This is a genomic window from Streptomyces sp. BB1-1-1 (genome assembly GCF_031597775.1).
Lineage (GTDB): Bacteria > Actinomycetota > Actinomycetes > Streptomycetales > Streptomycetaceae > Streptomyces > Streptomyces thinghirensis.
In genome coordinates this window covers 402,566-429,309 of the sequence record NZ_CP134203.1, presented here as the reverse complement: position 1 = coordinate 429,309, position 26,744 = coordinate 402,566, and the positions used below count along the sequence as shown (strand labels likewise).

14 protein-coding genes and 1 pseudogene are annotated in these 26,744 nt (G+C 71.9%); 6 read left to right on the top strand and 9 right to left on the bottom strand.

Annotated features, from left to right (window positions below; translation table 11 throughout):
* Nucleotides 1-45: 45 nt before the first annotated feature.
* Nucleotides 46-11,028, top strand: a complete 10,983-nt coding sequence (locus RI578_RS01830) for a non-ribosomal peptide synthetase (protein ID WP_310869356.1) — start codon at nt 46-48, stop codon at nt 11,026-11,028.
* Nucleotides 11,015-12,715, top strand: a complete 1,701-nt coding sequence (locus tag RI578_RS01825) for an ABC transporter ATP-binding protein (protein ID WP_310869355.1) — start codon at nt 11,015-11,017, stop codon at nt 12,713-12,715. The genes RI578_RS01830 and RI578_RS01825 overlap by 14 nt, the downstream gene beginning before the upstream one ends.
* A 13-nt stretch (nt 12,716-12,728) precedes the next feature.
* Here the strand turns inward: RI578_RS01825 and RI578_RS01820 are convergent, their stop codons facing one another.
* Nucleotides 12,729-13,826: an alpha/beta hydrolase-fold protein gene (locus RI578_RS01820; RefSeq protein WP_310869354.1), complete on the bottom strand. Its 1,098-nt coding sequence runs from the start codon at nt 13,824-13,826 to the stop codon at nt 12,729-12,731.
* 88 nt (nt 13,827-13,914) lie between these two features.
* Here RI578_RS01820 and RI578_RS01815 point away from each other — a divergent pair, with 88 nt between their 5' ends.
* From RI578_RS01815 to RI578_RS01805, 3 genes are all read left to right on the top strand, one after another.
* Nucleotides 13,915-14,127 (top strand): MbtH family protein, encoded by a 213-nt coding sequence (locus RI578_RS01815; RefSeq protein WP_121745287.1) that lies wholly within the window; start codon nt 13,915-13,917, stop codon nt 14,125-14,127.
* 6 nt (nt 14,128-14,133) lie between these two features.
* Entirely contained in the window at nt 14,134-15,705 is a 1,572-nt protein-coding gene (locus RI578_RS01810) for an amidohydrolase (protein ID WP_310869353.1), read from the top strand.
* A gap of 114 nt (nt 15,706-15,819) precedes the next feature.
* Nucleotides 15,820-16,716 carry an aminoglycoside phosphotransferase family protein gene (locus RI578_RS01805; protein ID WP_310869352.1) on the top strand — a complete coding sequence of 299 codons (897 nt, stop codon included), beginning with the start codon at nt 15,820-15,822 and terminating at the stop codon, nt 16,714-16,716.
* A gap of 51 nt (nt 16,717-16,767) precedes the next feature.
* Here the strand turns inward: RI578_RS01805 and RI578_RS01800 are convergent.
* The 6 genes and pseudogenes from RI578_RS01800 to RI578_RS01775 all read right to left on the bottom strand — a co-directional run.
* A pseudogene (locus RI578_RS01800) lies at nt 16,768-16,857 on the bottom strand (chitinase); the annotation flags it as partial.
* A 10-nt stretch (nt 16,858-16,867) separates the two neighbouring features.
* Nucleotides 16,868-17,386, bottom strand: a complete 519-nt coding sequence (locus tag RI578_RS01795; RefSeq protein WP_310869351.1) for a lytic polysaccharide monooxygenase — start codon at nt 17,384-17,386, stop codon at nt 16,868-16,870.
* Between the two features lie 397 nt (nt 17,387-17,783).
* On the bottom strand, nt 17,784-18,833 hold the full coding sequence (locus RI578_RS01790; protein ID WP_310869350.1) for a P1 family peptidase: 1,050 nt from the start codon (nt 18,831-18,833) through the stop codon (nt 17,784-17,786).
* A gap of 11 nt (nt 18,834-18,844) precedes the next feature.
* Nucleotides 18,845-20,068 carry a MalY/PatB family protein gene (locus RI578_RS01785; RefSeq protein ID WP_310869349.1) on the bottom strand — a complete coding sequence of 408 codons (1,224 nt, stop codon included), beginning with the start codon at nt 20,066-20,068 and terminating at the stop codon, nt 18,845-18,847.
* Between the two features lie 2 nt (nt 20,069-20,070).
* A complete protein-coding gene (gene malX, locus RI578_RS01780; protein WP_310869348.1) occupies nt 20,071-21,696 on the bottom strand; it encodes a maltose/glucose-specific PTS transporter subunit IIBC in 1,626 nt (541 codons plus the stop codon).
* 228 nt (nt 21,697-21,924) lie between these two features.
* On the bottom strand, nt 21,925-23,376 hold the full coding sequence (locus RI578_RS01775; RefSeq protein ID WP_310869347.1) for an amidase: 1,452 nt from the start codon (nt 23,374-23,376) through the stop codon (nt 21,925-21,927).
* Between the two features lie 129 nt (nt 23,377-23,505).
* On the opposite strand from RI578_RS01775, the gene RI578_RS01770 reads away from it, so the two are divergent.
* Nucleotides 23,506-24,132 carry a helix-turn-helix domain-containing protein gene (locus tag RI578_RS01770; RefSeq protein WP_310869346.1) on the top strand — a complete coding sequence of 209 codons (627 nt, stop codon included), beginning with the start codon at nt 23,506-23,508 and terminating at the stop codon, nt 24,130-24,132.
* 11 nt (nt 24,133-24,143) lie between these two features.
* Here RI578_RS01770 and RI578_RS01765 read toward each other — a convergent pair whose 3' ends face one another.
* Together RI578_RS01765 and RI578_RS01760 are read right to left on the bottom strand one after the other, a co-directional pair.
* Complete coding sequence (locus tag RI578_RS01765; RefSeq protein WP_310869345.1) at nt 24,144-24,647, bottom strand: GNAT family N-acetyltransferase; 504 nt, start codon at nt 24,645-24,647, stop codon at nt 24,144-24,146.
* 73 nt (nt 24,648-24,720) lie between these two features.
* Nucleotides 24,721-26,724 carry a CocE/NonD family hydrolase gene (locus tag RI578_RS01760; RefSeq protein ID WP_310869344.1) on the bottom strand — a complete coding sequence of 668 codons (2,004 nt, stop codon included), beginning with the start codon at nt 26,722-26,724 and terminating at the stop codon, nt 24,721-24,723.
* Nucleotides 26,725-26,744 lie beyond the last annotated feature (20 nt).

The window sequence follows — 26,744 nt, the reverse complement described above, 5'->3', positions numbered from 1 at the left end:
TAGGTTAGCCTGCGTTGATTCCTTGGAAGGGGCGTTGAGTCTTCGATGCTGGAACCGACCGCTCGTCTCGTACTGCTTTCTCCCGGGCACCTGACCGACATACGCCGCCGCACCGGCGACTTCTCCGACCGGACCATCGCCGAGGCGTGCGCCATCGGGCTGTCGTACTGGGCGACGGGCCGCAGTCCCGACGGCATCGACCTCGCCCCCGGCACCCTGTTCACCGATGTTCTCGGCTGGGTCGCCAACGGCGGTGCGGCACCCCGTGGTTGGGACGTCGGAGCGGACCTGCGGAGCATCTCCCTCCCCGAAGGCGTCGTACCGGACGACGCGCGGCTCGCCCTCGACGACCTGGCCGACTTCCCGGACCGGCCCGTCGGCACCATCCGCCCGTCCAGCAGGCAGGCGCGGCTGAAGGACCTGGCCGAGTGGAACGACACCGACGCCGACCGGAGCCGGCCGACCCTGGTGGAGATGTTCCGCGAACAGGCGCGGAACAGGCCGGACGCCGTGGCTGTAATCGATGAGCACCGGACGCTGACGTACCGTGAGACGGCCGCCCTGGCCTCACAGTTGGCTCACCACCTGGTCGAACGAGGACTCACCGCCGAGCAGGTCGTCGGCATCTCCCTGGAGCGCTCCGCGGACATGGTGGTCGGGCTGCTCGGCGTGCTCCAGGCGGGCTGCGCCTTCGTGCCGCTCGATCCGCACTGGCCCGCCGCGCGCCGGGCCGTCGTCATCGAGGACGCCCGGGTCGTGGCGCAGCTCAACACCTCGGGCGAGTCCGCCGCGGGCGAACCGGAAGCCGTGGCCGTGGACCTCGGCGACTGGCGCTACGCATCCCACCCCGCCGACGGGACCGCGGTCGGCGTCCTCGGCCAGTCCCTGGCCTACGTGATCTTCACGTCCGGTTCGACCGGGCGGCCCAAGGGCGCGATGATCCGGCACGAGGCGATCAGCGAGCGCCTGCTGTGGCAGGTCCACGAGATCCTGGGCTTCGGCCACGACGACGCGTCCCTGTTCAAGGCGCCGCTGTCCTTCGACATCTCCATCAACGAGATCTTCCTGCCGCTGGTCTCCGGTGCCCGGCTGGTGGTCCTGCGTCCCGGCGGCGAACGCGACCCGCACCACCTGCTGAGCGTGATCGCCGAGCAGCGCGTCACCTTCACCTACCTCGTGTCGTCCATGCTGGACGTGCTGCTGGAGATGTCGGGCGACTCCGGGCGGCTCGACAGCCTGCGGCACGTCTGGTGCGGCGGCGAGGTGCTGACCCCCGAACTGTACGAGCGGTTCCGCACCCGGCTCGACATCCCCATGTACCACGGCTACGGCCCCGCCGAGACGACGATCGGTGTCTCGCACGTCATCTACCGGGGCGCGGCGGAACGCCTGTCGACGTCGATCGGCAGGGCCAACCCCAACACCCGGCTGTACGTGCTGGACGAGGCACTGCGCCCGGTTCCGGTCGGCGTCGGCGGCGAGCTGTACGTGGGCGGGTTCCTCCTGGGACGCGGGTACGTCGGAGCGCCCGGCCTGACCGCGTCCCGGTTCGTGGCGAACCCCTTCGCCGGTGACGGGTCCCGGCTGTACCGGACCGGTGACCTGGCGCGCTTCGCCCCCGACGGCTCGCTGGACTTCCTCGGCCGGGCCGACAACCAGATCAAGATCCGCGGTATGCGGCTGGAGATCGAGGACGTCGAGGCCGCCCTCGCCGAGCACCCCGGGGTCCGGCACACCTGTGTCGTCGCGAAGAAGAACGCGGCGGGCGGCACCTACCTGGTGGGGTACGTGATCCCGGCCGCGGGGCACGACGGCCTGCGGGCGGCCGACGTCAAGGCGTGGGCCGGCGAGCACATGGTGGAGTACATGGTGCCCGCCCACATCGTCGCGATGAAGGAGTTCCCGCTCACCGCGAACGGCAAGCTGGACCGGCACGCGCTGCCCGAGCCCGCGACCGGGCAGGCTCCGCTCGTCCCACCCGCCACCGAGAACGAGCGCGCGGTGTGCGCGGCGGTCGCGACGCTGCTGCAACTGGACGAGGTAGGTGTCGACCAGGACTTCTTCCAGCTCGGCGGAGACAGCATCCTGGCCATCTCGCTGCTGAGCGCGCTGCGCGACGCGGGGCTGCACGTCACGGCACGGCAGATCTTCACCCACAGCACCGTGGGGGCACTGGCGGCGGTGGCGAGCCGTGAGGACACCTCCACCGTGGACCACCGCGACGTCGCGACCGGCCCCGTCGTGGGATCGCCCGTCGTGCAGTGGCTCGGCGAGACCACCGACGCGATCGACGGCTTCGTGCAGTCGGTGGTGCTGAACACCCCGGCGGACCTGACCGCCGACGCCCTCGACGAGATTCTCGCCGCCGTCGTCGGGCGGCACGACATGCTGCGGGCCAGGCTGGTGCGCGGCGCCCGCTGGGGCTTCGACATCCCGGACGCGGACCGGCCGGAGCAGGCGGACGGCGTGGTCGCGCGGTGGCAGGAGAGCGACCGGCCGCTCGACGAGTGCGTCGCGCTCGCCACCGAAGGGCTGGACCCGACGGGCGGCGTGATGCTGCGCGCGGTCTGGCGCCGCGCGGCACGGCACCTGGTGCTCGTGGCCCACCACGTCGTGATCGACGGCGTGTCCTGGCGGGTCCTGATGGACGACCTGGCCACGGCATGGCGGCAGTTCGCCTCGGGCGACCCGTTGGAGCTGCCCCGGGCGGGCACGTCGTTCCGGCGCTGGACGCAGTTGCTGGAGCGCGCGGCGTTCGACGCGGACAGCGCCTACTTCCGGCGCCCCCTGCCGGGAGCGGACGAACCGCTGGGCAGGCGGGCCCTGTCCGAGTCGGACACCGTCGCCCGGGAGCGGGTCCGGACCGTCTCCGTCGGCGCCGAGACCACGGCCGCGCTGCTGAGCGAGATACCCGCGAAGTTCCACGCGGGCGTCAACGACGTGCTGCTGACCGCGCTCGCCGTCACCCTCGCCCGCCGGCGCCGCGACCTGGGCCAGGACCAGACGTTCGCGCACATCGAGCTGGAAGGGCACGGCCGAGAGGGCCGGTTCGTCGCGCGGTCGGCCGGCTTCGAGCCGGAACTGTCGCGGACCGTGGGCTGGTTCACCACCCTGTACCCGGTGACCGTGGACCCCGGCGCGGCCCCCGACCTCACCGCACCCGAGTACCTGGCCGCCGCGCTCAAGGCAGTCAAGGAAGACCTCTCCCGGGTACCGGACAACGGCGTCTCCTACGGCGCGCTGCGGTACCTGGCCCGTACCGAGTTCGCCGCGCCCGCACCCCAGGTGCTGTTCAACTACCTGGGCCGCTTCGACGCCGGCGCGGCAGGCGACTGGAAACTCGCGCGGACCACGGGGCAGCTGGGGGAGAAGCGCGATCCGCGGATGCGTCTGCCCCGCGCCCTGGAATTCAACGCCATCGCGGAACCCTCCTCGACCGGCGAGTACGAGCTGGTCACCGCCATCTCCTGGCCCGACGGAATGTTCACCGACGAGGACGTCGCGACGCTCGGCGAGTACTTCCGGGAGGCCCTGGCCGGGCTGGCCGCGCTCGACCGGGGCGGCCACTCGCCCAGCGACTTCGCTCCGGTGCCGCTCACCCAGGCCGACGTCGACGCGCTGGACGGCCCGGCGCTGCGGGACATCTTGCCGTTGACCCCGTTGCAGGAGGGTCTGTACTTCCACTCGGTCTACGACGACGACTCGACGGGCAGCTACGTCGAACAGCAACTGCTGACACTGGAGGGCGAGGCGGACGCCGAGCGGCTCGCGGCAGCGGCCACCCGCCTGCTCACGCTCCACCCGAACCTGGCGGCGCGGTTCGTGGCCCTCGCCGACGGCCGTGTGGTGTCCGTGCTGGAGAGCGGTGTCGAGGCGCCCTTCACCACGCTGGACCGCCCCGGCATCACCGACGACGAGATCCGCGACCACGCCGAACGGGACCGCCGGGCCGGCTTCGACCTGGCCACCGGCCCGCTGATGCGGTACACGCTCGTCCGCGGGGGCCCCGGCCGGAACGTCCTGGTGCAGACCGTGCACCACATCGTCGCCGACGGCTGGTCGGTGCCGCCCATGCTGCGCACACTGCTGGCCGAGTACCACGCGCCGGGGAGCGTGCACGTGCTCGGCGGCTTCCCCGACCACGTCCGCCGGCTCGCCGCACGCGACGACGACGCGAGCGACCGGGTCTGGCGCGAGCAGCTCGCGGAGCTGCCCGGCCCCTCACTGGTCGCCGAGGGACACACCCCGTCGGACCGGTTCGCGGACACCTCCGTGGAGGCCGAGGACGACATCGACGCCGCCGCCCGGTCGGCCGGCGTACCGCTGAGCGTGGCCGTGCACAGCGCCTGGGCGGTGACGCTGGGCGGCATCCTGCACGGCAGGGACGTGGTGTTCGGCTCCACGGTGTCCGGGCGCGACGCGGAGATGCCCGGCATCGAGGACATGGTCGGTCTGTTGATCAACACGATCCCCGTGCGCGCCCAGTGGGCCGGTACCAGCACCGCACGCGACCTGCTCGCCTCGGTCAGGGCACACCAGAGCGCGGTGCTGCCGCACCAGCACGTCTCGCTGGCGAACATCGCCCGCCAGGCCGGCACCGTGTCACTGTTCGACACCCTGGTGGTGTTCGACGTGGCGACCGACGTGGCCCGCCTGCGGCGGCCCGACGACACGCTCCACATCACCGGCATCGTGAACGAGGGCGCTCCCCACTACCCGTTGACGCTGGTGGTGGAGCGCACGCCCGACGGCCGCCCGCGCTTCAACCTGATCTACGACGCCGAGCTCCTGCGGGAGGCGAGCGTCCAGGAGATTCTGCACACCTTCACCCGGGCCCTCACCGGCCTGCTCACCCGGCCGGACGCCCTGGTCGACGAGCTGACCTCCGAGGGAACCTCACGGCGTACGGAGCCCATCACCCCGACGACCCTGGCCGCTCTGTTCGACGCCGCCGCGCTACGGGACCCGGCCGCCACCGCCGTCACCCAGTGCGGTCTCGACGGCGGAACCCGGTCCCTGACCTACGGCGAACTGGCGGACGCGAAGGACACGCTGGCGTCGGCCCTGCGCGCGTCCGGTGTCGGACCGGGCAGGCGGGTCGCCGTCGCGGTCCCGCGCTCCGTCGAGCAGGTCGTCGCCCTGGTCGCGATCGTCAGCGCGGGGGGCGCGTACGTGCCGCTGGACCTGGCGTACCCGGACGAGCGACTGGAGTACATACTCGCCGACTCCGCTCCGCAGGTCGTGTTCGTGGCCCCGGAGCAGCGCGAGCGCTTCACGCGGCTGCTGGCCCGGGCGGGCGTACCGGCGCGTGTGCTCGTGCAGGGCGAAGTGCCGCCTGCGGCGACCCCCGAGCCGGGGCCCGGGGCGGGTTGGGCGGATCCGGCCTACGTGATCTACACATCCGGGTCGACCGGCAGGCCCAAGGGGGTCGTCGTCCCGCACTCCGGCGTGGTGACGCTGCTCGCGAACACCCGGTCCGACATGGGCTTCGGTCCGCACGACGTGTGGGTCCAGTTCCACTCCTTCTCCTTCGACTTCGCGGTCTGGGAGCTGTGGGGGGCGTTGGCGCACGGCGGTGAGCTGCTGGTTCCGGAGTACGGGCTGACCCGTTCCCCGGTCGACTTCCACCGGCTGGTCCGCGAGCACGGGGTGACCGTGCTCAACCAGACCCCGTCGGCGTTCTACCAGTTCACCGAGGCCGACCGGCAGGCCGGCGAACCGCTGCCCGCACTGCGGCGGATCATCTTCGGAGGCGAGGCCCTTGACCTCGGGCGGCTGCGCGGCTGGGTCGAACGGCACGGCACCGGTTCGCCCGAGCTGGTCAACATGTACGGCATCACCGAGACCACCGTCCATGTCACCCACCGGGTGCTGACCGACGAGGACTTCGGCCCCGGCGGCGACGCCAGCCCCATCGGCGGTCCGCTTCCCGGTCTGGTCACCTACCTGCTCGACGACCGGCTCCGGCCGGTGCCGCCTGGCAGGGTGGGCGCCATCTACGTCGCAGGCGACCAGGTGTCGCTCGGATACCTGGGCCGGCCCGGGCTGACCGCCGGCCGGTTCGTGGCGAACCCGTTCGCGGGCGACGGCTCCCGCATGTACCACACGGGTGACCTCGCCCGCCGTACGCTCGACGGCGAGTTGGAGTTCACCGGCCGTGCCGACGACCAGGTGCAGCTCAAGGGCTTCCGTATCGAGCTGGGCGAGGTGGAGTCCGCGATCAGGGAACTCGACGGGGTGACCGACGCGGCCGTCACGGTCGCGGGGAGCGGCGATCACCTGGTGGCGCACGTCGTGGGCCGGGCGCCCGAAGACCTCACCGAGCAGCTGTCCGCGAAGCTGCCCGCGCACATGGTGCCGGGCCGGGTGCTGCCGCTGGACGTCCTGCCGCTGACGGTCAACGGCAAGCTGGACCGCAAGGCCCTGACCGAGCGAGCGGGCACACCCCTCAGCGACGCGGGGCCCTATCGGCCTGCGGCCCCGGCGCGGGGCGCGGCCGGCGGCCCCGGACCCGCGGACGACGACGCCACCGACGACTCCGCGCTCGCCGCCCTCGTCGCGATCTTCGCCGACACGCTCCCCGGCCACGCCGCCGACCCCGACACCGACTTCTTCCGCGCCGGAGGCGACAGCATCGTCGCCATCACGGTGATCAACCGGGCGCGGGCACTCGGACTGCCGATCACGCCACGGGACGTGTTCCTGCTCAGGACCCCGCGGGCCCTCGCCGAGCACCTGGGGACCAGCACCCCGCGGACCCCGGTGCCCGCGCCCGCCCGCCGCGCGGACGGCCCGCTGCCGCTGACGCCGATCGTCCTGCGGCAGCGCGAACTGGGCGGCTCACTCACCCGGTTCGCGCAGGCCAGGACGCTGGTGGCCCCCGAGGGCACCGGCTTCGCCGACGTCGAGCGTGCCGCGCACGCCGTCGTGGCCGCGCACCCGGTCCTCCGCCTGCGACTGAGCGTCGAGCACGGGGTGTGGTCGCTGCGCACCGAACCCGCGCGCGAGACCACCGTCACCCGGACGGACGCCACGGACACCACCGACGCGACGACCGCGGCCGACGAAGCCGCCGGACGGCTCGACCCCGAGTCCGGGGACGTCATCGCGTTCACCTGGCTGGAGAAGAGCCGGACCCTGGTGGTCACCGTGCACCACCTCGCCGTCGACTCCGTCTCCTGGCTGGTCCTGCTGGACGACTTGGCCACCGCGATGCGCGGAGCGCCCCTGGCGCCCCCGACCACGTCCTACGCCGAGTACGCCGAAGCACTGACGCTCCAGTCCGCCCGCGCGGTCGGCGACCTGGACCACTGGATCACCACCCTCCAGGCGCCCGCGCCGCTGCCCCCGGCGAAGGGGCCGCGCGAGACCACGGTCGTACTCGCACCCGGGGTGAGCGACCTCGTGACGCGCACCGCGCCCGCCGCACTCGGCATCGGTCTCACCGAGCTGCTGTGCGGCGCGCTGCGTTCCGCGCTGACACACATCCAGCCGTCACCCACCGACCTCGCCATCGAGTTGGAGCGGCACGGCCGGGTCCCGGCCCTCGAACACCACGACTACAGCCGTACGGTCGGCTGGTTCACCTCCATCGCGCCCGTACGGCTCACCGCGCACACCGACCCGCTCGCCGCCGCGCGCGAGGTGGCACGACGCCAGCCGGACGAGCAGGCGCACGTCGCCTACGGACAACTCAGGTATCTCAACCCGCAGACGGCCCCGCTGCTGACCGCCCGCCCGCAGGTGCTGTTCAACTACCTCGGCCGGGGCGGCGAGTCCCAGGCGCCGCACCTCACGGGCGGCGATCAGGCCGGCCCGTACGCCGTCGAGGTCAACGCGTGGACCGACGCGGCCACCGGCAGCCTGCACGCGGCCTTCACCCTCGCCGAGGGCATCCCCGACGAGATCACCGGGCACTGGCACAGCGCACTGGAACAGATCGCGGACGCCGCCGCGACGGCCGAGCGCACCGCACCGGTCACCCCGCTCCAGCGAGGCCTGTACTTCCAGGCCCAGATGGCGGGTTCGGCCGGACACTACGTGGCGCAGAGCTACTTCACCTTCGACCGGCGCCTGGACACCGACGCGCTGGCCGAGGCGATGGCACACGTGATCGCGCGCCACCCGGCCGTGGGCGCCGGCTTCACCACCGACGAGGAGGGAAACCCCGTCCAGGTCCTCGCGGCGGGCCGACGAGTCGACGTCGCTACCGTCGAGACGGCGACTCAGGCGGAGGTCGAAGCCCTGCGCGCCCGGGACCGGGACACGGGGTTCGACCCGGGCGAGCCACCCCTGATCCGGTTGACCGTGGTGCGCCTGCCCGGCGACCGCGACGGCCTGCTCCTCAGCTACCACCTGCTGCTGTGGGACGGCTGGTCCCGCGAGATCGTGCTGCGGGAGCTGTTCGACGCCTATCAGGCCGTCCTGGCGGGTGAGCCGCCGGCGACGGTTCCGGCCACGCCGAGCTTCGAGGACCATGCCCGAGCGCTCGACGCGAAGGACCCGGCCGAATCGGAACGCTTCTGGGCGCGGTACCTGGCCGGCCTCCCCGGCCCGACGCTGCTCGCCGGCCCGGCGCCGGCCCTCTCCGACGACCTGCCGCGCGCGCTCGTACACACGCTCTCCGTCGATCGGTCGGACCTGCTGAGGGAAACCGCCAGGGCGCACGGCGTCACGCTGAACTCGGTGCTGACCGGCGCGTTCGGCCTCCTCCTCGGCGCACACACCGGCCGCGGAGACGCCGTGTTCGGTGTGACCGTCTCCGGGCGGGAGGGCGAGGGACTCTCCGCCATCGTCGGCGTACTGCTCAACACCGTGCCCATGTGGACGCGAGCCCGGCCGGACCAGACGGTCCGGGAGTACCTGACGGCCGTCCAGAGCGCCAGGGTCGAGGCCATGGAGCACGAGCACCTAGGTCTCGGCGAGATCCAGCGGGCCGGCGGGCACGACACCCTCTTCGACAACCTGTTCGTACTCCAGAACTTCCTGGACATGGACGCCTTCGCCGACATGAACGCCAGGCACGGCATCACCTCGGTGAAGGCCGACGACTCCACCCACTATCCGTTCACCTGGGTCGTCACCCCCGGCGACAGGCTCACCGTCAAGCTGGAGTACCGCGACGACGACACGGACAAGGCCCGTCGTCTCCTCGACGACTATCTGCGCGTACTCGACGACCTGGCCCGGTCGGCGGGGCCGGTCGGAGCGCTGAGGGGCCCGGGCCCGGAACCGGAGCCCGCAGCACGCACCGACGTCGGCACGGACACCGTCGTCGACCGGTTCGACCGTGCCGCGGACCGCGACCCGCAGCGCGTCGCGCTCGTCGCCCAGGGCTCGCGCATGACCTTCGCCGAACTCCGGGACCGCAGCCGCGCGGTGGCGGGTGTGCTGGCCCGGCGCGGCATCGGTCCCGAGGCGACGGTGGGTCTCGCGATCCCGCGCTCCCTCGACTCGATCGTGGCGCTGTTCGCCGTACTGCGCGTCGGCGCCGCGTACGTGCCGCTGGAGCTGGACCACCCGGACGAGCGGATCGCCGCGATCGTCGCGGACGCCGGCCCGGACGTGATCGTCACCGTGAGCGCCGTGTCGCCCCGGCTGACCGGCGACCTGATCGAGCTGGACCGCCCGCTGCCCGCGACCGAGCCGTTCGTGACGTTCGCGCCGGACGACCCGAACCGGCTGCGGCACCCCGCGTACACGATCTACACCTCCGGGTCGACCGGGAGGCCCAAGGGCGTGGTCACGGAGTACGCCGGACTCACCAACATGCTCGTCAACCACCAGCGCCGGATCTTCGAGCCGGTGCTGTCGGCGCACGGGCACCGGGTCTTCCGGATCGCGCACACCGTGTCGTTCGCGTTCGACATGTCCTGGGAGGAACTGCTGTGGCTCGCCGACGGCCACGAGGTGCACATCTGCGACGAGGAACTGCGCCGTGACGCGCCCAGGCTGGTCGAATACTGCCTCGAACACGGGATCGACGTGATCAACGTGACCCCGACCTACGCGCAACAACTGGTGGCCGAGGGCCTGCTCGACGACCCGGCACGCCGGCCGGCGCTGGTGCTGCTGGGCGGCGAGGCCGTCACCCCGGCGCTGTGGCAGCGGCTCGCCGAGACCGAGGGAACCGTCGGCTACAACCTGTACGGGCCCACCGAGTACACCATCAACACCCTCGGAGTCGGCACCTTCGAGTGCCAGGACCCGGTGGTGGGAGTGGCGATCGACAACACGGACGTGTACGTCCTGGACCCGTGGCTGCGGCCGCTGCCGGACGGCGTTCCCGGAGAGCTGTACGTGTCCGGCATCGGCATCGCCCGGGGCTATCTCGGGCAGCCCGCCCAGACCGCGCACCGCTTCGTCGCGTGCCCGTTCGGCGCGCCCGGCGAGCGCATGTACCGCACCGGGGACCTCGTCGTCCGACGACCCGACGGCAACCTGATGTACCTGGGCCGCACCGACCAGCAGGTCAAGATCCGGGGGCACCGGGTCGAACCGGGCGAGGTCGAGGCCGCTTTCGCGGCGCACCCGGCGGTGCGGTTCGTCGCCGCGGTCGCCCAGCCCGATCCGCAGGTCGACGGTGCGTACCGGCTGGCCGCCTACCTCGTGCTGGACGGGTCCGACCTTGCCGAGGTCGCCGCCGAAGTGGGCGCCGGACTGCCGGACTTCCTGCGCCCGACGCACTACGCCCAGGTCGACGGCATCCCGCTGACGGTGAACGGGAAGGCCGACGCCAAGGCGTTGCCGGAGGCCAAGCCGCTGGGCGCGCTGACCACGGCGGGCGAGCGGAGTGCGGAGACCGAAACCGAGCTCACGGTGTGCGAGTTCTTCGCCGAGGCACTGGACCTGGACGACGACGAGGTGAGCGCGGTCAGCGACTTCGTCTCCCTCGGAGGGCACTCCATGCTGGCGGTGCGGCTGACCGGGCTGCTCCGCCGGGAGTACGGTCCTGTGATCACCATCCGTGATCTGTTCACCCTGCGAACCCCGGAAGCGATTGCCCGCCACCTCGATGACAACTCCTGACACCCAGCGGCCCCGCCCGGGGTCCGACATCCTGCGCACCGCGCTGCGCCGCAACATCGGCGCCATGGCCGGGGGCACCGTCCTCATGGGCCTGTACCAGGCCGGTGAGACCGCCTTCCCGATCGCCCTCGGCCTGATCGTCGAACACACGATGCGGGACCGGAGCCCCGGCTCGCTCGGCGTCTCGATCGCCGCGCTGGCCGTGATCATCACCACCGTGTCGCTGTCGTGGCGGTTCGGGATGCGCATCCTGCAGAAGGCCAACACGACCGAGGCGCACCGCTGGCGGGTACGGGTCGCGGCCTGCGGACTCCAGCCGGTGGCCAGGGACGTCGACCTCAAGTCGGGCGAGGTGCTGACCATCGCCACGGAGGACGCCGACCAGACCGCCGACATCATCGAGGTGGTGCCGCTGCTGATCAGCTCACTGGTCGCCGTGGTGATCGCGGCGGTCGCGCTGGGCCTGGCCGACCTCCGGCTCGGGCTGCTGGTGATCGTGGGCACCGTCGCGATCCTGTCGATCCTGAGCGTGATGTCCAGAAGGATCGGTTCCAGCACCCGCGAACAGCAGGCCCGGGTGGCACGGGCCGGCGCGAAGGTCGCCGACCTCATCATCGGCCTGCGCCCGCTGCACGGCTTCGGCGGCAACAACGCGGCGTTCCGGTCCTACCGGAAGGTCAGCACGGAGGCGAAGCAGCAGTCGGTCACCGTCGCCAGGGTGAACGGTGTCTACGCGGGCACCGCACTGGCCCTCAACGCGGTCCTCGCCACCGCCGTGACGCTGACGGCGGGCTGGCTGGCGTTCGAGGGCCGGATCAACATCGGCGAACTCGTCATGGCGGTGGGACTCGCGCAGTTCATCATGGAACCGCTCAAACTGTTCTCGGAGATGCCGAAGTACGTGATGATCGCGCGCGCGTCGGCCGAGCGGATGGCGCTGGTCCTGACCGCGCCCCCGGTGACGACCCCGGGCCCGGAGCGCCCGGCCGCGGGCCGGGACCTGGAGGTCGACTGCGTGCGCCACGGATCCCTGCGCAAGGTGAGGTTCCAGGTGGCCGCCGGCGAGTTCGTGGCCGTCGCCGCCTACCAGCCGCGCGCGGCGGCCGACCTCGCGTCGATCCTGGCCCTGAACGTGCCGCCCGACGCGTACGAGGGAGCGGTGCGGGTCGGCGGCCGGGACCTCGCGGACCTGTCGACCGAGGCGGTCCGTGAGCACATGCTGGTGAACCCGTACGACGGGGAGATCTTCGCGGGCACCCTCCGCACCAACATCGACCCCTCGGGCACCAGCCGGACGGTCCCCGAGGCCGTCGAGGCGTCCATGCTGACCGACGTCGTCGCCCTGCACCGCGAAGGGCTCGACCATCCCGTCCGCGACCGCGGCGCGAACCTCTCCGGCGGGCAGCGCCAACGGCTGTCCCTGGCCCGCGCCCTCGCCGCCGACACCGACGTCCTCGTGCTGCGCGACCCGACGACGGCCGTCGACGCGGTCACGGAGCAGCTCATCGCGCGCAACGTCGCGAAGCTGCGCCGGGGCCGCACCACCGTCGTGATCACCAGCAGCCCCGCCCTCCTGGACGCCGCCGACCGCGTCCTCGTCCTGGACGACGGCGTCATCACCGCCGAGGACACGCATCGCAACCTGCTCGCCACCGACGAGGACTACTGCAAGGCCGTGGCCCGGTGATCCGGGGCACCCCCTAAGCGAGGGCCCAGGCGACATCCCGGAGCAGGGCGTGCCGCCAGCCCGCCCGGTCGTGGTCCGACGCCGACCGAGAGACCCGCACGGTGGCGCCGGCCTGTTCGGTCAGCGTCTCCACCAGGGCGCAGTGGGGGAGCATCCGCGTCTCGTGCTCCCCCACGTCGAACGCGATCCGCAGACCGGACAGGTCGGGACGCGTCCGCAGGCGCGCGGCGACGGCACCGCCGACCGGACCGCTCAACGGGTCCGCCAGATCCTGTGCGTCGGGTGTCCACCACAACGACGCCGACTGGCAGGCGACGCGGGACACCAGGTCCGGGAACTCCAGCGCCGCGTACAGCGCGCTCAGCCCGCCGAGGCTCTGCCCCGCGACCACCAGCCGGTCACGGTCGGCGGGCACGCCGGACTCGGCGACCAGCGGCAGCAGTTCGTCCCGGACCGCCTCCCACAGTTCGGGCCGGCACCCGAACTCGCCCGTCCTGTCCCTGACCGGAAGGAAGACGAGTGTGACCGGCGGCAGCTCGCCACAGGCGACGGCCGAGTCGAACGCGGTCGTCGCGGGGTGCAGGTACAGCCAGTCGTCCCCGTCGAGCAGCAGGACCACGGGCCCACCGCCGCCCGCCGGGTGGACGCGCACGGTACGCCGTCCGCCGAGCCGTCCCCCGGCCCAGCGCAGCCGGGTGCGGGGGAGGGGCAGGACGTCGGCGGCGGCCACCGTCGGCCAGTGCGGCTGGGCCGGTGCGTCCGGGGTCGCGGCGATGGACCGGTCACCGCCCGCACCGACCGGGTTGAACGGGTCGGCGTACGCCGTGTCTTCGGCGAGGAACCGGTACGTCACCCGCAGTCGCGCGGGCATCCGCACCTCGGCGTACCAGCAGTCGGTGTCGCCCCACCGGCGCAGGGGTACCGGCTCCGACCAGCTCTCGAACTCGATGCTCGCCGCTTCGGTCCCGCGCCGCAGGAACAGGGTCACCCAACCGTCGCCGTCGGCCACCGACGCGGGTGTCCTCGCACTCGCCCAGAACGCCTCGGAGCCGGGCCTGCCGGACAGTCCGAACGCGGCGAAGGTGTCTACGTCTTCCCCCAGCGACCTCATCGACGTCTCCTTGTGGAGCGGAAAGTGAGAAGGCTAAGCTCATTTCCCATTAGGCGAGCCTAACCTAATTGTTCGGGAGGCACCGCAGATGAGCACCAATCCCTTCGACGACGCCGACGGCCGTTTCCTCGTCCTCGTGAACGACGAGGGCCAGTACTCGCTCTGGCCGTCCTTCGCCGAGGTGCCCGGAGGGTGGACGATCGCCTTCGAGGAGAACGGCCGGGCCGCCTGCCTGGAGTTCGTCGAGGCCAACTGGAAGGACCTGCGCCCCCGTTCCCTCGTCGAGGCCATGGACGCCTGACGCCCGATGCTCTGCACCAGACTGACGAACGCCCGCTTCCTCACCATGGACCCCGACCGCCCCGTCGCCCACGACCTGGGCGTCTGGCGGGGCCGGATCGTCGGACTGGACGAGGCGGTGACCTCCCTGCCAGCGCGTGAGGTGGTCGACCTCCAAGGCGCCACCGTGCTGCCCGGATTCATCGATGCCCATGTCCACCTGGCCTGGACCGGGCTCAAGCAGACCACCCCGAGCATCGCGGGTCGCACGCGGATCGACGACGTGCTCGCCGTCGTGGAACAGGCCGTCGTCCAGAAGGGCTCGCCCGGCGCCTGGGTGAGCATCGCCGGCTACGACCAGCGGGCCCTGGGCCGCCACCTGACCGCCGCCGAACTGGACAAGGTCAGCCACGGCCACAAGCTCTACGTGACGCACGACTCCGGGCACGGCTGCGTAGTCAACTCCGCCGTCCTCGACCTGCTCCCCGCCGACCTCCCGCACGACAACGGCTTCCTCGCCGAGGGCGCCATGGGTGCGGCCCGCGCGCTGCGCCTGCCGTACTCCCAGGAGGAGTTGGCCCAGGCGATCGGACGGGCCACCCGCACCTGCCTGGACGAGGGGGTCACCGCCTGCGCCGAAGCCGGTATCGGCAGCACCCTCCTGGGCCACAGCCCAGTCGAGCTGGGTGCGTACCAACTCGCCCGCGAAAACGGTCTGTTGCCGCTGCGCGTGCAGCTCATGGTGTCCGCGGACCGGCTGCACACCGTCGCCGCCCACGAAGCCGACGGCATTCCCAGAGCCCTCGACCTCGGTCTGCGCACCGGGTTCGGCGACGACCGGCTGTCCGTGGGCGCGCTGAAGGTCTTCACCGACGGCGGCATGATGGCCCGCACCGCCGCGCTCAGCAGTCCGTACGAAGGACTGGACCACGCAGGCCAGTTGCAGGACGACCCGGACGTGCTCGCGGACACGATCGTGGACGGCCACCTCGCCGGGTGGCAGCTCGCCGTCCACGCGATCGGCGACCGCGCGGCCGACGTCGCCCTGGACGCCCTGGAGCGGGCCCAGCGACTCCGGCCGCGCCCCGGCGCCCGGCACCGCGTCGAGCACGCCGGCCTGATCCGCCCCGACCAGCTCCCGCGCTTCGCACGGCTCGGCGTCAGCGCGGTCGTACAGCCCAACTTCCTGCGCTACTTCGGCGACGACTACGCGGCGATCACGGGCGAGGACCGGGCGGCGTGGCTCTACCGGGGCAGGGCGTTCCTGGATCACGGCATCACCCTGGTGGGCAGCTCCGACCGTCCCGTCACGGACGGGTCCCCGCTGCGGGCCGTCCAGTTCATGGTCGAGCGCTCCTCCGGCTCGGGCCGGACGATCGGCCCCGACGAGGGCATCACCGTAGAGGAGGCCCTGCGCGCCTACACGGTCGCCGGTGCCTTCGCCTGCCACTGGGAGGACGACCTGGGCAGCCTCACCCCGGGCAAGCGTGCCGACCTCGTCGTGCTCGGCGACGACCCCCGGCGCGTCGACCCCTCGCGCATCGGAGACATCGAGGTGGTGGCGACGTACGTCGACGGCCGAGCGCCGGCTCGGTGGTAGGGAAGCGGCAGATCGGCGGCCGGAGCGGAAAAGCGGTCGACAGGCGAGCGCACGAGGCACTGTGATGGCCTCGACCGCCCGCCGCGCACAACGCCCCGACCCCAGGAGCTGTCCTTGACGACCGAGCGGACTCCGGACAGCCCCTCGATCGACACCTCACTGGTCGGACGGCTGGTCGAGAGGCAGTTCCCGCAGTGGGCGGAGCTGCCCCTGCGGCCGCTCGAACAAGCCGGCTCGGACCATGTGATCCACCGACTGGGCGAGGAGCTGACCGTCCGGCTGCCGCGCCATGCCGGCGCCATCGGACAGGCCAGGAAGGAACTCCAATGGCTGCCCCGGCTCGCCCCCCACCTGCCGCTGGCCGTCCCGGTCCCGGTGGCGGTGGGAGAACCCGATCTCGGTTATCCGTGGCCGTGGGCGGTCTCCCGCTGGCTCGACGGCGAGGTGGCCACGGTCGAGACCCTCGCCGAGTCGTCCGAGGCCGCCGGCGAACTGGCCGAGTTCCTGACCGCACTCCAACGGTTCACGCCCGGGGAGGCCCCGGACCTTGGCGTCGGCGAGGACCTCACCGTCCGGCCGCTCGCTGCTCGGGACGAGGCCACGCGCGCCGCCATCGCGGAGGTCGGCGGCGTGTTCGACAGGGCGGCCATGACCGAGCTGTGGGACGCGGCGCTCGGCGCCCCCGGCTGGGACCGCCCTCCGGTCTGCTTCCACGGCGACTTCCACACGGGCAACCTGCTGACCGTCGACGGCCGCCTCAGCGCGGTCATCGACTTCGGCGAGTTCGGCATCGGCGACCCGGCCCGCGACCTGACCATCGCCTTCACCCTGATGTCCGAGGCGCCGCGAGCCGTCTTCCGCGCCGCGCTCGGCGTGGACGACGCCACGTGGACCCGTGGCCGGGGGTGGGCCCTGGCCACGGGCCTGAACGCGTACGCCTCCTACGCCGCCGTCGACCCCAGGGTCGCCGCCCAGACCACTCGGCAGATCACGCAGGCCCTCGTCGGCTAGGTGAACGTCGGCGCTGGGTGAACGTGCTTTCGCGAGCCCCGTACCGGCCGCCTAGCAGCTGAGGTTGCTCCCGGGCTCGACGTCGAGGAGCTGCGCGAAGCGCTGGTAGTTGTCGATCCGACTCTGGACCTGTGCGGGGTTGGTCGATCCGTCAGCCGCCGACGTTGACGTCGATGCAGGCGTAGAACGCGTTGTCGGTGTCGGCGACGTTCCACACGGCGAGCACCTTCTGCTGTCCCGTGAGTCCGCCGAAGTCGACCTGGTGGTTCACCACTGCGCCCGGCTTGGCGCCGCCGTCGTCGAACAGCGCGATGCGCCGGCCGCCGGCGTAGTACTCCCACGTGCTGGTGGCGTGCTGCGCGGTGAGTTTCCACGAGAACGTCGCGTTCTTCGGCACCGGTGTGACGGCCCAGCCCTTGCTGTCGTCGTCCAGCTCCGCGAAGCGACCGTTGCCGCCGCTGCAGCTGGTCAGGCCCTTGGGGCCTTCGACGCTCTGCGGCTCGTACTTGATGTCCCCGCAGGACACCGTACCCGCGGCGCATTGGGCCTGGCGGCTGGGCGGATCGGAGATGTAGCCGTGCGCGCTCGCCGAGGAGGCGGGGAGGCTGACGGCGATGACAGGGGCGAGGGCCGCGCCGATCAGCGCAGCGGTCTTCCGGTTGGTGTGCATGCGGAACTCCTTCACATCAGGCCGTTCCACGGCACGCGCAGTCATGTGTGGGGGTGACCGCGCACGCCGAGCCCGGCCGCTCGTGGGTGGGGCCAAGAGGCGGAAGGTGGCGCGCACTCACCGCCGTGGCGAGGGAGTTCGAGCCCTGGCAGGGGTCAACTCCGCAAACGGAGCGGCGAGTTCTGTTGGACTAGACCATACAAGCGCTCGGCGTGACCGTGTCAAGGGTGTGGCGCGGCGGCGTTTCCGGGGCGCCCGGCGCGGTGCGCGGGGGTGACGCCACCCTCCTTGCGCATGGTGCATGGTGCATATCATGTGGATGATTCACATCCCGTGACACCGCTCGGATTCGACGCGGTGGGGAGGACGCGCTGCGGGCTCGCGTCGCGGCCACGGACTACTCGGCGGCGAGCAGGAGGTCCGCCGGGAGCGCGGGTACCGTCCGACCGCCGAAACCGGTGGTCGTGGTAGCCGCGAGCAAGGAGTTGAGCACCGCTTCCTCGACCGCGTCGAGGACCGCTTCGAACAGCGGGCCGAGTCCGGCGTCCGCCACAGGGGCATCGTCCGGTCGCGTACCGAAGGCGATGGCGTAGTCGCCGCTGCCGTGGCTGTAGGCCGCGCCCGTGCGGGCCAGGGCGAACACCGCGCGCCGTGCGACGCGGGTGAGCTGCCGGGCGTCGAGCGGGGCGTCCGTGGCCACCAGGATCATGCACGAGCCGGTGTCCGCGGCCGGGACCGGAGCCTCGGCGCCGACGCCGACGGACCGCGGGGTGAGGGTGCGGCCGAGCACCCGCAGCGTGCCGCCGAAGTTCGCCTGCACCAGGACGCCGACCGTGAAACCTCCGCAGGTCAGGTCCGGGGTGCGCGAGGCGGTCCCGACACCGGCCTTGAAACCCAGTGCGACGGTGCCGGTCCCCGCGCCGACGCAGCCCTCGGCCACCGGCCCGCCGGACGCCGTGTCGAGGGCCGCCCGGACGTGCTCCTCGTGGACGGGCCGGGCGCGGATGTCGGACAGGAGGCCGTCGTTGCACTCGCCGACCACCGGGTTGAGGCTCTGCACCCCCTCGCATCCGGGCCGCTGGAGCATCCAGCCGACGAGGGCGTCGGCGACGCGGAAGGCCGACAGGGTGGAGGTGAGCAGGATCGGGGTCTCCAGCGTGCCGAGTTCGGAGAGCTGGGTGGTGCCGATGAGTTTCCCGTAGCCGTTGCCGGTGAACACGCCGGCCGGCACGGGCGTGTGCGGGCCGACGAGGTCGGGCACGACGGCTGTGACTCCGCTGTGCACGTCCGGCGGGCGGCGAACGGTGGTGTGCCCGACGCGGACCCCCGGCACGTCGGTGATGGCGTTGAAAGGCCCGGTCGCGGAGGGGCCGATGACGATGCCGAGGTCACGGGCGCGGCGTCGGGCGGCGCCGGGCGGTGTCTGTGGGTGAGGCAGTGGTTCCATGCGGCCGGACGTTACGCGTCGGGTCGGCGGGAGGGGCGGGCAGCCTGGTCGACGGCTGCACCGGCAGCCCTCGCGCCCTCCGCTCGCCGAAGCCGGCGCAGCGCGTGAACCAGGGCCTCGACACCCGCCTCCGCCTTGGACCGAGGGCACCCGGCGTTGAGCCGTACCCGTCCCGGGGAGCCGTAGGTGGCACCCGGCATGATGGCCACCTTCTCCACCTCCACGAGTTCGCGCTGGAGCGCGTCGTCGTCGACGCCGAGGGGCCGCAGGTCGATCCAGGCCAGGTAACCCGCCTGCGGGGGTTCCCAGCCGAGCTGCGGAAACTCCTCGTGGAGACGGTCGGCGACCATCGCGAGATTGCCCGCGAGGTACCCGCGCAGGGCGTCCAGCCAGGGTGCTCCCTTCCGGTACGCGGCGATGTGGCCGACCAGCGACAGCACCGCGGGGGAGGAGAGACCGTCCGCGTCCTTGAGCTGCCGCAGGTAGGCAGCACGCGTCGACGGATCGCTGACGATCCCGTAACTGCCCGTCAGAGCAGGGATGTTGAACGACTTGGAAGCCGAGGTCAGCACGGCCCAGCGACCGTCGCCGCCGTGCCGGGCCCAGGGACGGTGGACGTGCGGGGCGTACGCCAGGTCCGAGTGGATCTCGTCGCTGATCACCGCCACGTCGTAGCGTGCGCACAGCCGGGCCATCCGGTCCAGCTCGTGCGCGGACCACACCCTGCCCGTGGGATTGTGCGGCGAGCACAGCAGCAGCACGGCCGTGTCGGGGAGTGCCAGGAGCCGCTCGAACTCCGCCCAGTCGTGAAGCGGGCACCCCAGGAGCCGGCGTCCGTTGGCCGCCACCGTCTTGGGGAACGCGTCGTACATGGGCGTGTGGGCGACGACGCCGTCGCCGGGTCGCGACCACAGGCGCAGCAACTGCGAGACCTGGTAGACGACGGACGGCGCGTAGACGACCGACTCGGGATCCACGTCCGTGGCGTGCCGCGACGCGTACCAGTGGACGATGGCGGAGAGGAAGTCGTCCTGGCGCCAGCGCGAGTAGCCGAGGACCCCGTGCTCCAGGCGCTCGCGGAGCGCCGCCACGATCTCCGGAGCGGTCTCGAAGTCCATGTCGGAGATCGTGAACGGCAGCAGATCCGGCACGCCGAATCGGTCCTGGACGTAGTCCCACTGCGTGCACCAGGTGCCGTGCCGGTCCACCGGGGTGTCGAAGTCGTAGCGCGTCATGGTCAGCCCACCGGGATCATCGTGGCGATGGCGTCCTTCACCGACTGGACCTGCGGGCCGATGACGACCTGCACGTTGTGGCCGTCGAGCTTGATGACCCCCACGGCCCCCAGCTTCTTCAGCCGTGCCTCGTCGACCTGTTCGGCGTCCTGGACCGTCATGCGCAGACGCGTGATGCAGTTGTCCAGGGACCGGATGTTGTCGGCACCGCCGATCGCGTCCAGGATGGCGACGGCGTCGTACTTCCCCGCGACCAGCTCACGCCGGGGCTCCGCCGCCTCGTCCGGGACGGCGTCCTCCTCCTCGGCCTGCTCGGCCTGCTCCCCCTCGTCCGGTGCCGGGACCTCGTCGCGGCCAGGGGTCTTGAGGTCGAAGCGGGTGATCGCCCAGCGGAACAGGAAGTAGTACACGGTGAACCACACCGCCGCGATCACCGGCACCAGGTACCACTTGGTCGACGAGCCCTGGAGCACTCCGAAGACGAGCCAGTCGATGACATTGCCGTCGGTGTTCCCGATGAAGACGCCGAGCACGGCCGCCGTGAGGAAGCCGAGTCCGACGAGAACCGCGTGGATGACGTAGAGCCACGGGGCGACGAAGAGGAACAGGAACTCCAGCGGCTCCGTGATGCCGCCCACCACGCAGGCCACGACGCCGGACACCAGCAGCGCCTTGATCTCAGGGCGCATCCGCCGGTTCGCGCAGTGGTACATCGCGAGCGCGGCGCCCGGGAGGCCGCCCAGGTAGGACGCCATCTTGCCCTGGGAGAGGAAGTGCGTGGCATCGGTGACCGCGGTATTCGGGGCGGCAGCGCAGTCCAGTTGGGCGTAGAACATGTTCAGGGCGCCGGAGACCTGGTCGCCGCACACGGTGCCCGAACCGCCGACGTCCGTGAAGCGGAACATCGCCACGAGGATGTGGTGCAACCCGATGGGCCGCAGCAGCACCTCTCCCATGCCGAAGAAGAACGGCCCGAACACGCCGGTGTGTCCGATGCCCCGGCCCACGGCGGTGATCCAGCCGTTGAAGGTCGGCCAGACCAGCGGGATGAGCAGACCGAGCACGCTGAGGACCAGGGCCGAGATGATGGGGACGAAGCGCAGCCCGCCGAAGAAGGCCAGCGCGTCGGGCATCCGCTGGGTACGAAAGCGCCGGTGGAGAAGGCTGACAACGATGCCAACGGCCACGGCGCCGAGGAGGCCCGTGTCGATGGACTGCACACCGAGCACGTCGGCTGTGCCGTAGTGCTTGATCGCCTCCTCGTCCTCGAAGTCGACGCCCTTGGCGGTGAGGTAGAAGTTCACCGCGAGGTTCATGGCGGCGAAGCCGACGAAACCCGAGAAGGCGGCCACCCCCTTGTCCTCACGAGCGAGCCCGAGCGGGATCGCCATCGCGAAGAGGACGGGCAGGAACGTGAAGGCGACGAGCCCCGTGTTCGCCATCCACGTGAAGACGAGGTGCCAGCCCTCGCCCTTCAGAAAGGCAACGTTGTCAGTGACGGCCTCGCTGGAGAGCGAGGAGCCGACGCCCAGCATGATGCCGCAGAACGCGAGCAGGGCCACCGGCAGCATGAACGTCTTGCCGAGCCCCTGGAGGAATTCCCAGAGTGCGGCCTTGGTCTTCTGCATGTGTACGGAACTTTCGAGCCTGGGGGGACGGACCCGGACGCTCGCCGTGGCGATGCGGAGCCCATGGGCGGAGCGAGCGGCGGAGGACATCACGTGGGGGTCGGCCGTCCTCGCGCGGTGTGGATGGGGGTCGCCCGGTGACCACGCCAAGGAGGGCCGTTCCGCCGAAGGGATCACATCACAGCGGGTTGGCGACTGTCCATGGAGGCTGCTCTCCGGAAGCGCTCCTCAGCGGCCCGTGTGGTTCCCCGCCCACACGGTGGGGGTCCGGCCCGACCACGGGTCCGCGCGTTCGAGTTGTCCGGCGAGGCGGAAGAGGCGGCCTTCGAGCCCGTGACCGGCGGCGAACTGCATACCGATCGGGAGTCCGGTCCCGGCGTCGGCCGTCACCGGCACGGACATGGCGGGCGTGCCCGCCACATTGAACGGCATGGTGAACGGCGAGAGGTCGTTGACGCGGTTGATCCAGCCGAGGCCGTCCAGGGCCTCCGCGCCCTCGGCGCAGGTGCCCAGGGGCATGGGAAGCTCCGGCAAGGTCGGGGTGAGGAGCATGTCGTGCGTGGCGAAGTACCGTGCCAGGCTTCGGGCGACCCGGTTCCGCATCGTGAGAGCGGTGACGAACTGGGCGCCGCTGACCCGCTGCCCGTAGTGGTAGCCGGCCAGGGTCACCGGCTCGAGGGTCGAGGAGTCGACGGGCCGGCCGAAGGCGGCAGCCAGCTCGTCGACCGAGGCCGCGAGGTTCGTGGCCAACAGACGGGCGTTGGCCAGGACGAACTCCTCCCAGTCCGCCCCGAGGCCGACCTCGACCTCTTCCACTCGGTGGCCGAGGGATTCCAGCAGACGTACGGTGCGAGCGAGAGCGTCGGCCACTGGCGTGGTGGTGCGGCGTCCACCCCACGCCTGGGCGAGGACACCGATCCGCAGCGAGCCCGGGTGGCGGGTGACTTCCTCCGCGTAGGGCCGGGACGGCTGCTGGGCGAAGTAGGGATCACCCGGTTCGGGGCCGCGGATCTGGTCGAGCAGTACCGCACTGTCGCGAACGGTGCGGCTGACGCTGCCGTGCACGGCGAGGCCGCTGAAGACCTCGTCGGCGTCGGGGCCCATCGAGACCCGGCCCCGGGTGGGCTTCAGGCCGAAGAGGCCGTTGTGGGCGGCGGGTATGCGGAGCGAGCCGGCCGCGTCGGTGGCGTGTGCGACCGGGACCACCCCGGCAGCGACGGCCGCGCCCGCGCCCCCGCTGGATCCGCCCGCGCTCCGCTGCGGGTCCCACGGATTGCGGGTCGGACCGTACAGCTCGGGTTCCGTCGTGATGCTGTAGGCCAACTCCGGAGTCGCGGTACGCCCGAACGTCACGAGGCCGGCCTGACGGAAGCGCAGCATCAGGGCGGAGTCGGTGCGGGCGACGTTGCCGGCCGCGAGACGGCTGCCCAGCTCCATTCGCCTCCCGGCCATGGAAACTCCGATGTCCTTGATCAGGAATGGCACCCCGGCCAGCGGCGAACCGCCCGAGTGGGGTTCGCTGTCGGCCGGCCAGGTCTCCACGACGGCGTTGATCCGGCCGTTGACCGCCTCCGCCGCATCGAGCGCGGCTGCCGTCAGTTCGGCAGGGGTCACCTCGCCTTTGGTCACGAGCTCCGCGAGCCCGACCGCGTCGAAATCCACGTACTCGGCAACTCTCACTGTCACTCCCGGTGGAAGGTGGGACGGTACCGTTGGGTACCTAATGATACCCAACGGTATCGCATGGAACGGACTGGTACCGTAGCAGTGATGGAGAGCCCGCAACCGACGGGACGTCACGGAGTGGTCATGGCATCGACCGGCAGAAGGCCGAGCAGGGTGGCGAAACTGCCGCCTCGGGAGCGCATCCTCGACGCGGCGGAGGAGCTCTTCCGGAGCGAGGGGATCCGGCGGGTGGGCGTCCAGGCGATCGCCGAGCGGGCCGAGACCACCAAGATGGCGATCTACCGGCACTTCGAAACCAAGGACGCGCTGGTCGCCGAGTGGTTGCGGATCGTCGCCGCCGACTACCAGGCGGCCTTCGACCGGGCCGAGGCCGAACACCCCGGCCGGCCCGCGGATCAGATCCTGGCCCTGGCCCGCTTCATCGCCGAGGGACTGCCGGCGATCTCGCACCGGGGCTGCCCGTTCATCAACTCCATCGCCGAACTGCCCGACCGCTCCCACCCCGCACGGCAGGTGATCGAGGAGCACAAGGCACGTCAGACCCGGAGACTCGTCGCCCTGTGCGCCGCGGCCGGGCTGCCCGACCCCGAGCAGACCGCGGCCGAGATCACCTTCGTACTCGAAGGCGCGCAGGTCAGCACACAGAACGGCAGCATCGATCAGGCGGGGGAGCGACTGATGGCAATCGTCGAGGGGATCATCGGCCGGCACCGCCCCGCCCGCGGCTCATCCCGGACGACCACCGACTGACCGCCGCGGCCTCAGCTCCGCTCCGGCCTCAACTCGGCGTGGACATCGGCGGTGTCCTCACTCGGGATGAGCGTCGCGCCGTTGCCGCGCAACGCCGCGAGTGCGGCCGCGTTGTGCACGGTGGTGTCCGCGACCACGGACCGCGCGCCGGCCTCGGCGGCTTCGCCGAGGAGCAAGCGGAGTGCGGCGCCGCCTATCCCGCGGCCGCGTCGGGAACGGGCGAGCCACATGCCCGTCTCCAGGACTTCCCGGCTGCCCCGGACAGCCAGCCGGGCCGACCCCACCGTCCTCCCCTCGTGGACGATCACGAAGGTGGATTCCCGGAGCGGACCGGCCAGCCCGGGACGCCGAGCGCGGTGCCACGCCCGGAACGCTTCCTGCCGTATCGGCGTCCACCCGGGTGGACCGGCCACAGGAGGCATGACCTCCTCGGGCTCCGCGTCCTCGACGGCCACGGCGAGGAGTTCCTCGAGGCCCACCTCGTCCACCTGCCGCAGTTCCACCCGGCCGACCACGTCGGTTCCCTCCAGTGTGCGTCGGACATCGGCTGCCGATCCTGACGTCGGCGGCGAAGGCGTTCCGGACGGGTCAGCGCGCGACCCGGGGAATGCGCTTCTCCCAGGTGCGCCGGAAGACGATGTCCTCGCCGTCGCGGCACACCACCTCGTTGGAGGTGACGAAGTCATCGGCGTCGCAGGTGATCTCCGACCGGGTCTCGACCCGCACGTCCCACGCACGTTCCGGCCGGCGCAGCCGGACGGTCCAGTCGGACCTGGCCCGCGCCGAAAGCGGATCGTCCTCCCTGATGGTGTAGGTCTCCAGCGCGTCCTCGGTGAACTCCAGGCCGTCCGGGTACACACGGGTCCCGCCGTAGCGCGGATCCACCTCCAGCCGCCACTCGCCCTTGGCCACGTCGCGCACCACGAGTCGCTCCGGGCGCTCCTCCTCCTGTGCCGCCGGCACCGCGACGCGCAGCGGCTCGGACTGCTCGGGCGGCTCGAAGCGGATGCCGGTGTCCTCGGGGTGTTCCCCGGCGTCGCGCACCGGCAGCGCGAGTGCCGAGCCGGCCGGTTCCAGGACGAAGCCGTCGGAACCCGCCTGCGGCCAGATCCACGGCCAGTAGGCGGAGGAGACGGCAAGCCGGATGCGGTGGCCGGCCGGGAAGGTGTGGCCGATGCCGTTGAGCTGGAAGGTGACCGTCTCCGTGGTGCCGGGCTGCCAGGGAACGTTGCGGTCCCGGCCCTGGCGCGCGGCCAGGTTGAGGGCGCCGCGGGTCACCAAGGTCGACGATCCGTCCGGCGCCACGTCGCAGAGCCGGGCGACCGCCTGCCCGTACGGTACGTCCATCCGAAGGCGCAGGGTCACCTCGGGACGCCCGAGGATCTCGATGGGGCCGTCGGCGACGGGGAACTCGAAGCACGCCGAGCGGGCGTCCTCCTCGCGCTGGTCGGGCGGCAGGTCGGCGTCGTTGCCGAAGGGGAAGAACCGTCCGGCGTCGACACCGGTGTGCTGCGGGGAGCGTACGACGACCGGGTCGCCCCCGAGGGCGTGCGGCGTGGGGGTGGTGTACGGGGACGGCCAGGCCGGGTCGCCGACCCAGCGGCCCGGCAGTTCGGGGTAGACGGTGGCCGGCCGGTGCGACTCGCTGATCCAGGAGCGGAGCAGCGGTTCGTCCATGACGCCGTTGTCCACCCCCTTCAGGTGCCGGTCCCACCAGCGCAGCGTCTCCTGGAGGAAGCCGATCGGCGGCCCCGGCGGCAGCCCGCGGTCCGGGTACTGGTGGGACCAGGGCCCGATCAGCCCCCGCACCCGTTCGTTCGGCAGGTGCTCCACGAGCCGGAGCACGGTGTCCCGGTACGGGTCGTGCCAGCCGCCCACGGCGAGGACGGCGGCGTCGATCGCGGAGTAGTCCTCGCAGACGCTGCCGTGCTTCCAGTAGTCGTCGCGCAGCTGGTGGGCGAGCCAGGTGTGGATGAACGGGTCGACGGCCTCCAGCCGTCGCAGCCACATCTCCCGCCACTCCTGACCGGCGTACTCCGGGTCCGGGGGGCGGCAGACGAACGCCAGCATGGTGGAGGCCCAGGCGTGCATGTCGACGCCGAGCACCGAGCCGCCCATGTAGTGCACGTCGTTGTCGTACCGGTCGTCGGCGGAGCAGACGGTGACGACGGCCTTCAGCGGTTCGGGGGCGAGCGCGGCGATCTGCAGCGAGTTGAAGCCGCCCCAGGAGATGCCGAACATGCCCACGCTGCCGTTGCACCAGGGCTGCGCGGCCAGCCACTCGACGACCGCGACTCCGTCGGCCAGCTCGGTGGCGTCGTACTCGTCGCCCGGCAGGCCGTCGCTGTTGCCGTGCCCGCGCACGTCGACGCGGACGGAGGCGTAGCCGTGCCCCGCGTACCAGGGGTGGCGCTGGCTGTCGCGGGGCGCGGTCCAGTCGCTGAGGCGGTACGGCAGGTACTCCAGCAGCGCTGGCACCGGCTCGTCGGTGACCGGCCGCCAGATCCGCGCGTAGAGCCGGGTGCCGTCCGGCAGGGGGATGCGGATGTCGTCGTGGGTCGTCTCGTACGGGAAGTCCGTGCGGATGTGCATGGGGCGGTACCTTCCGGCGG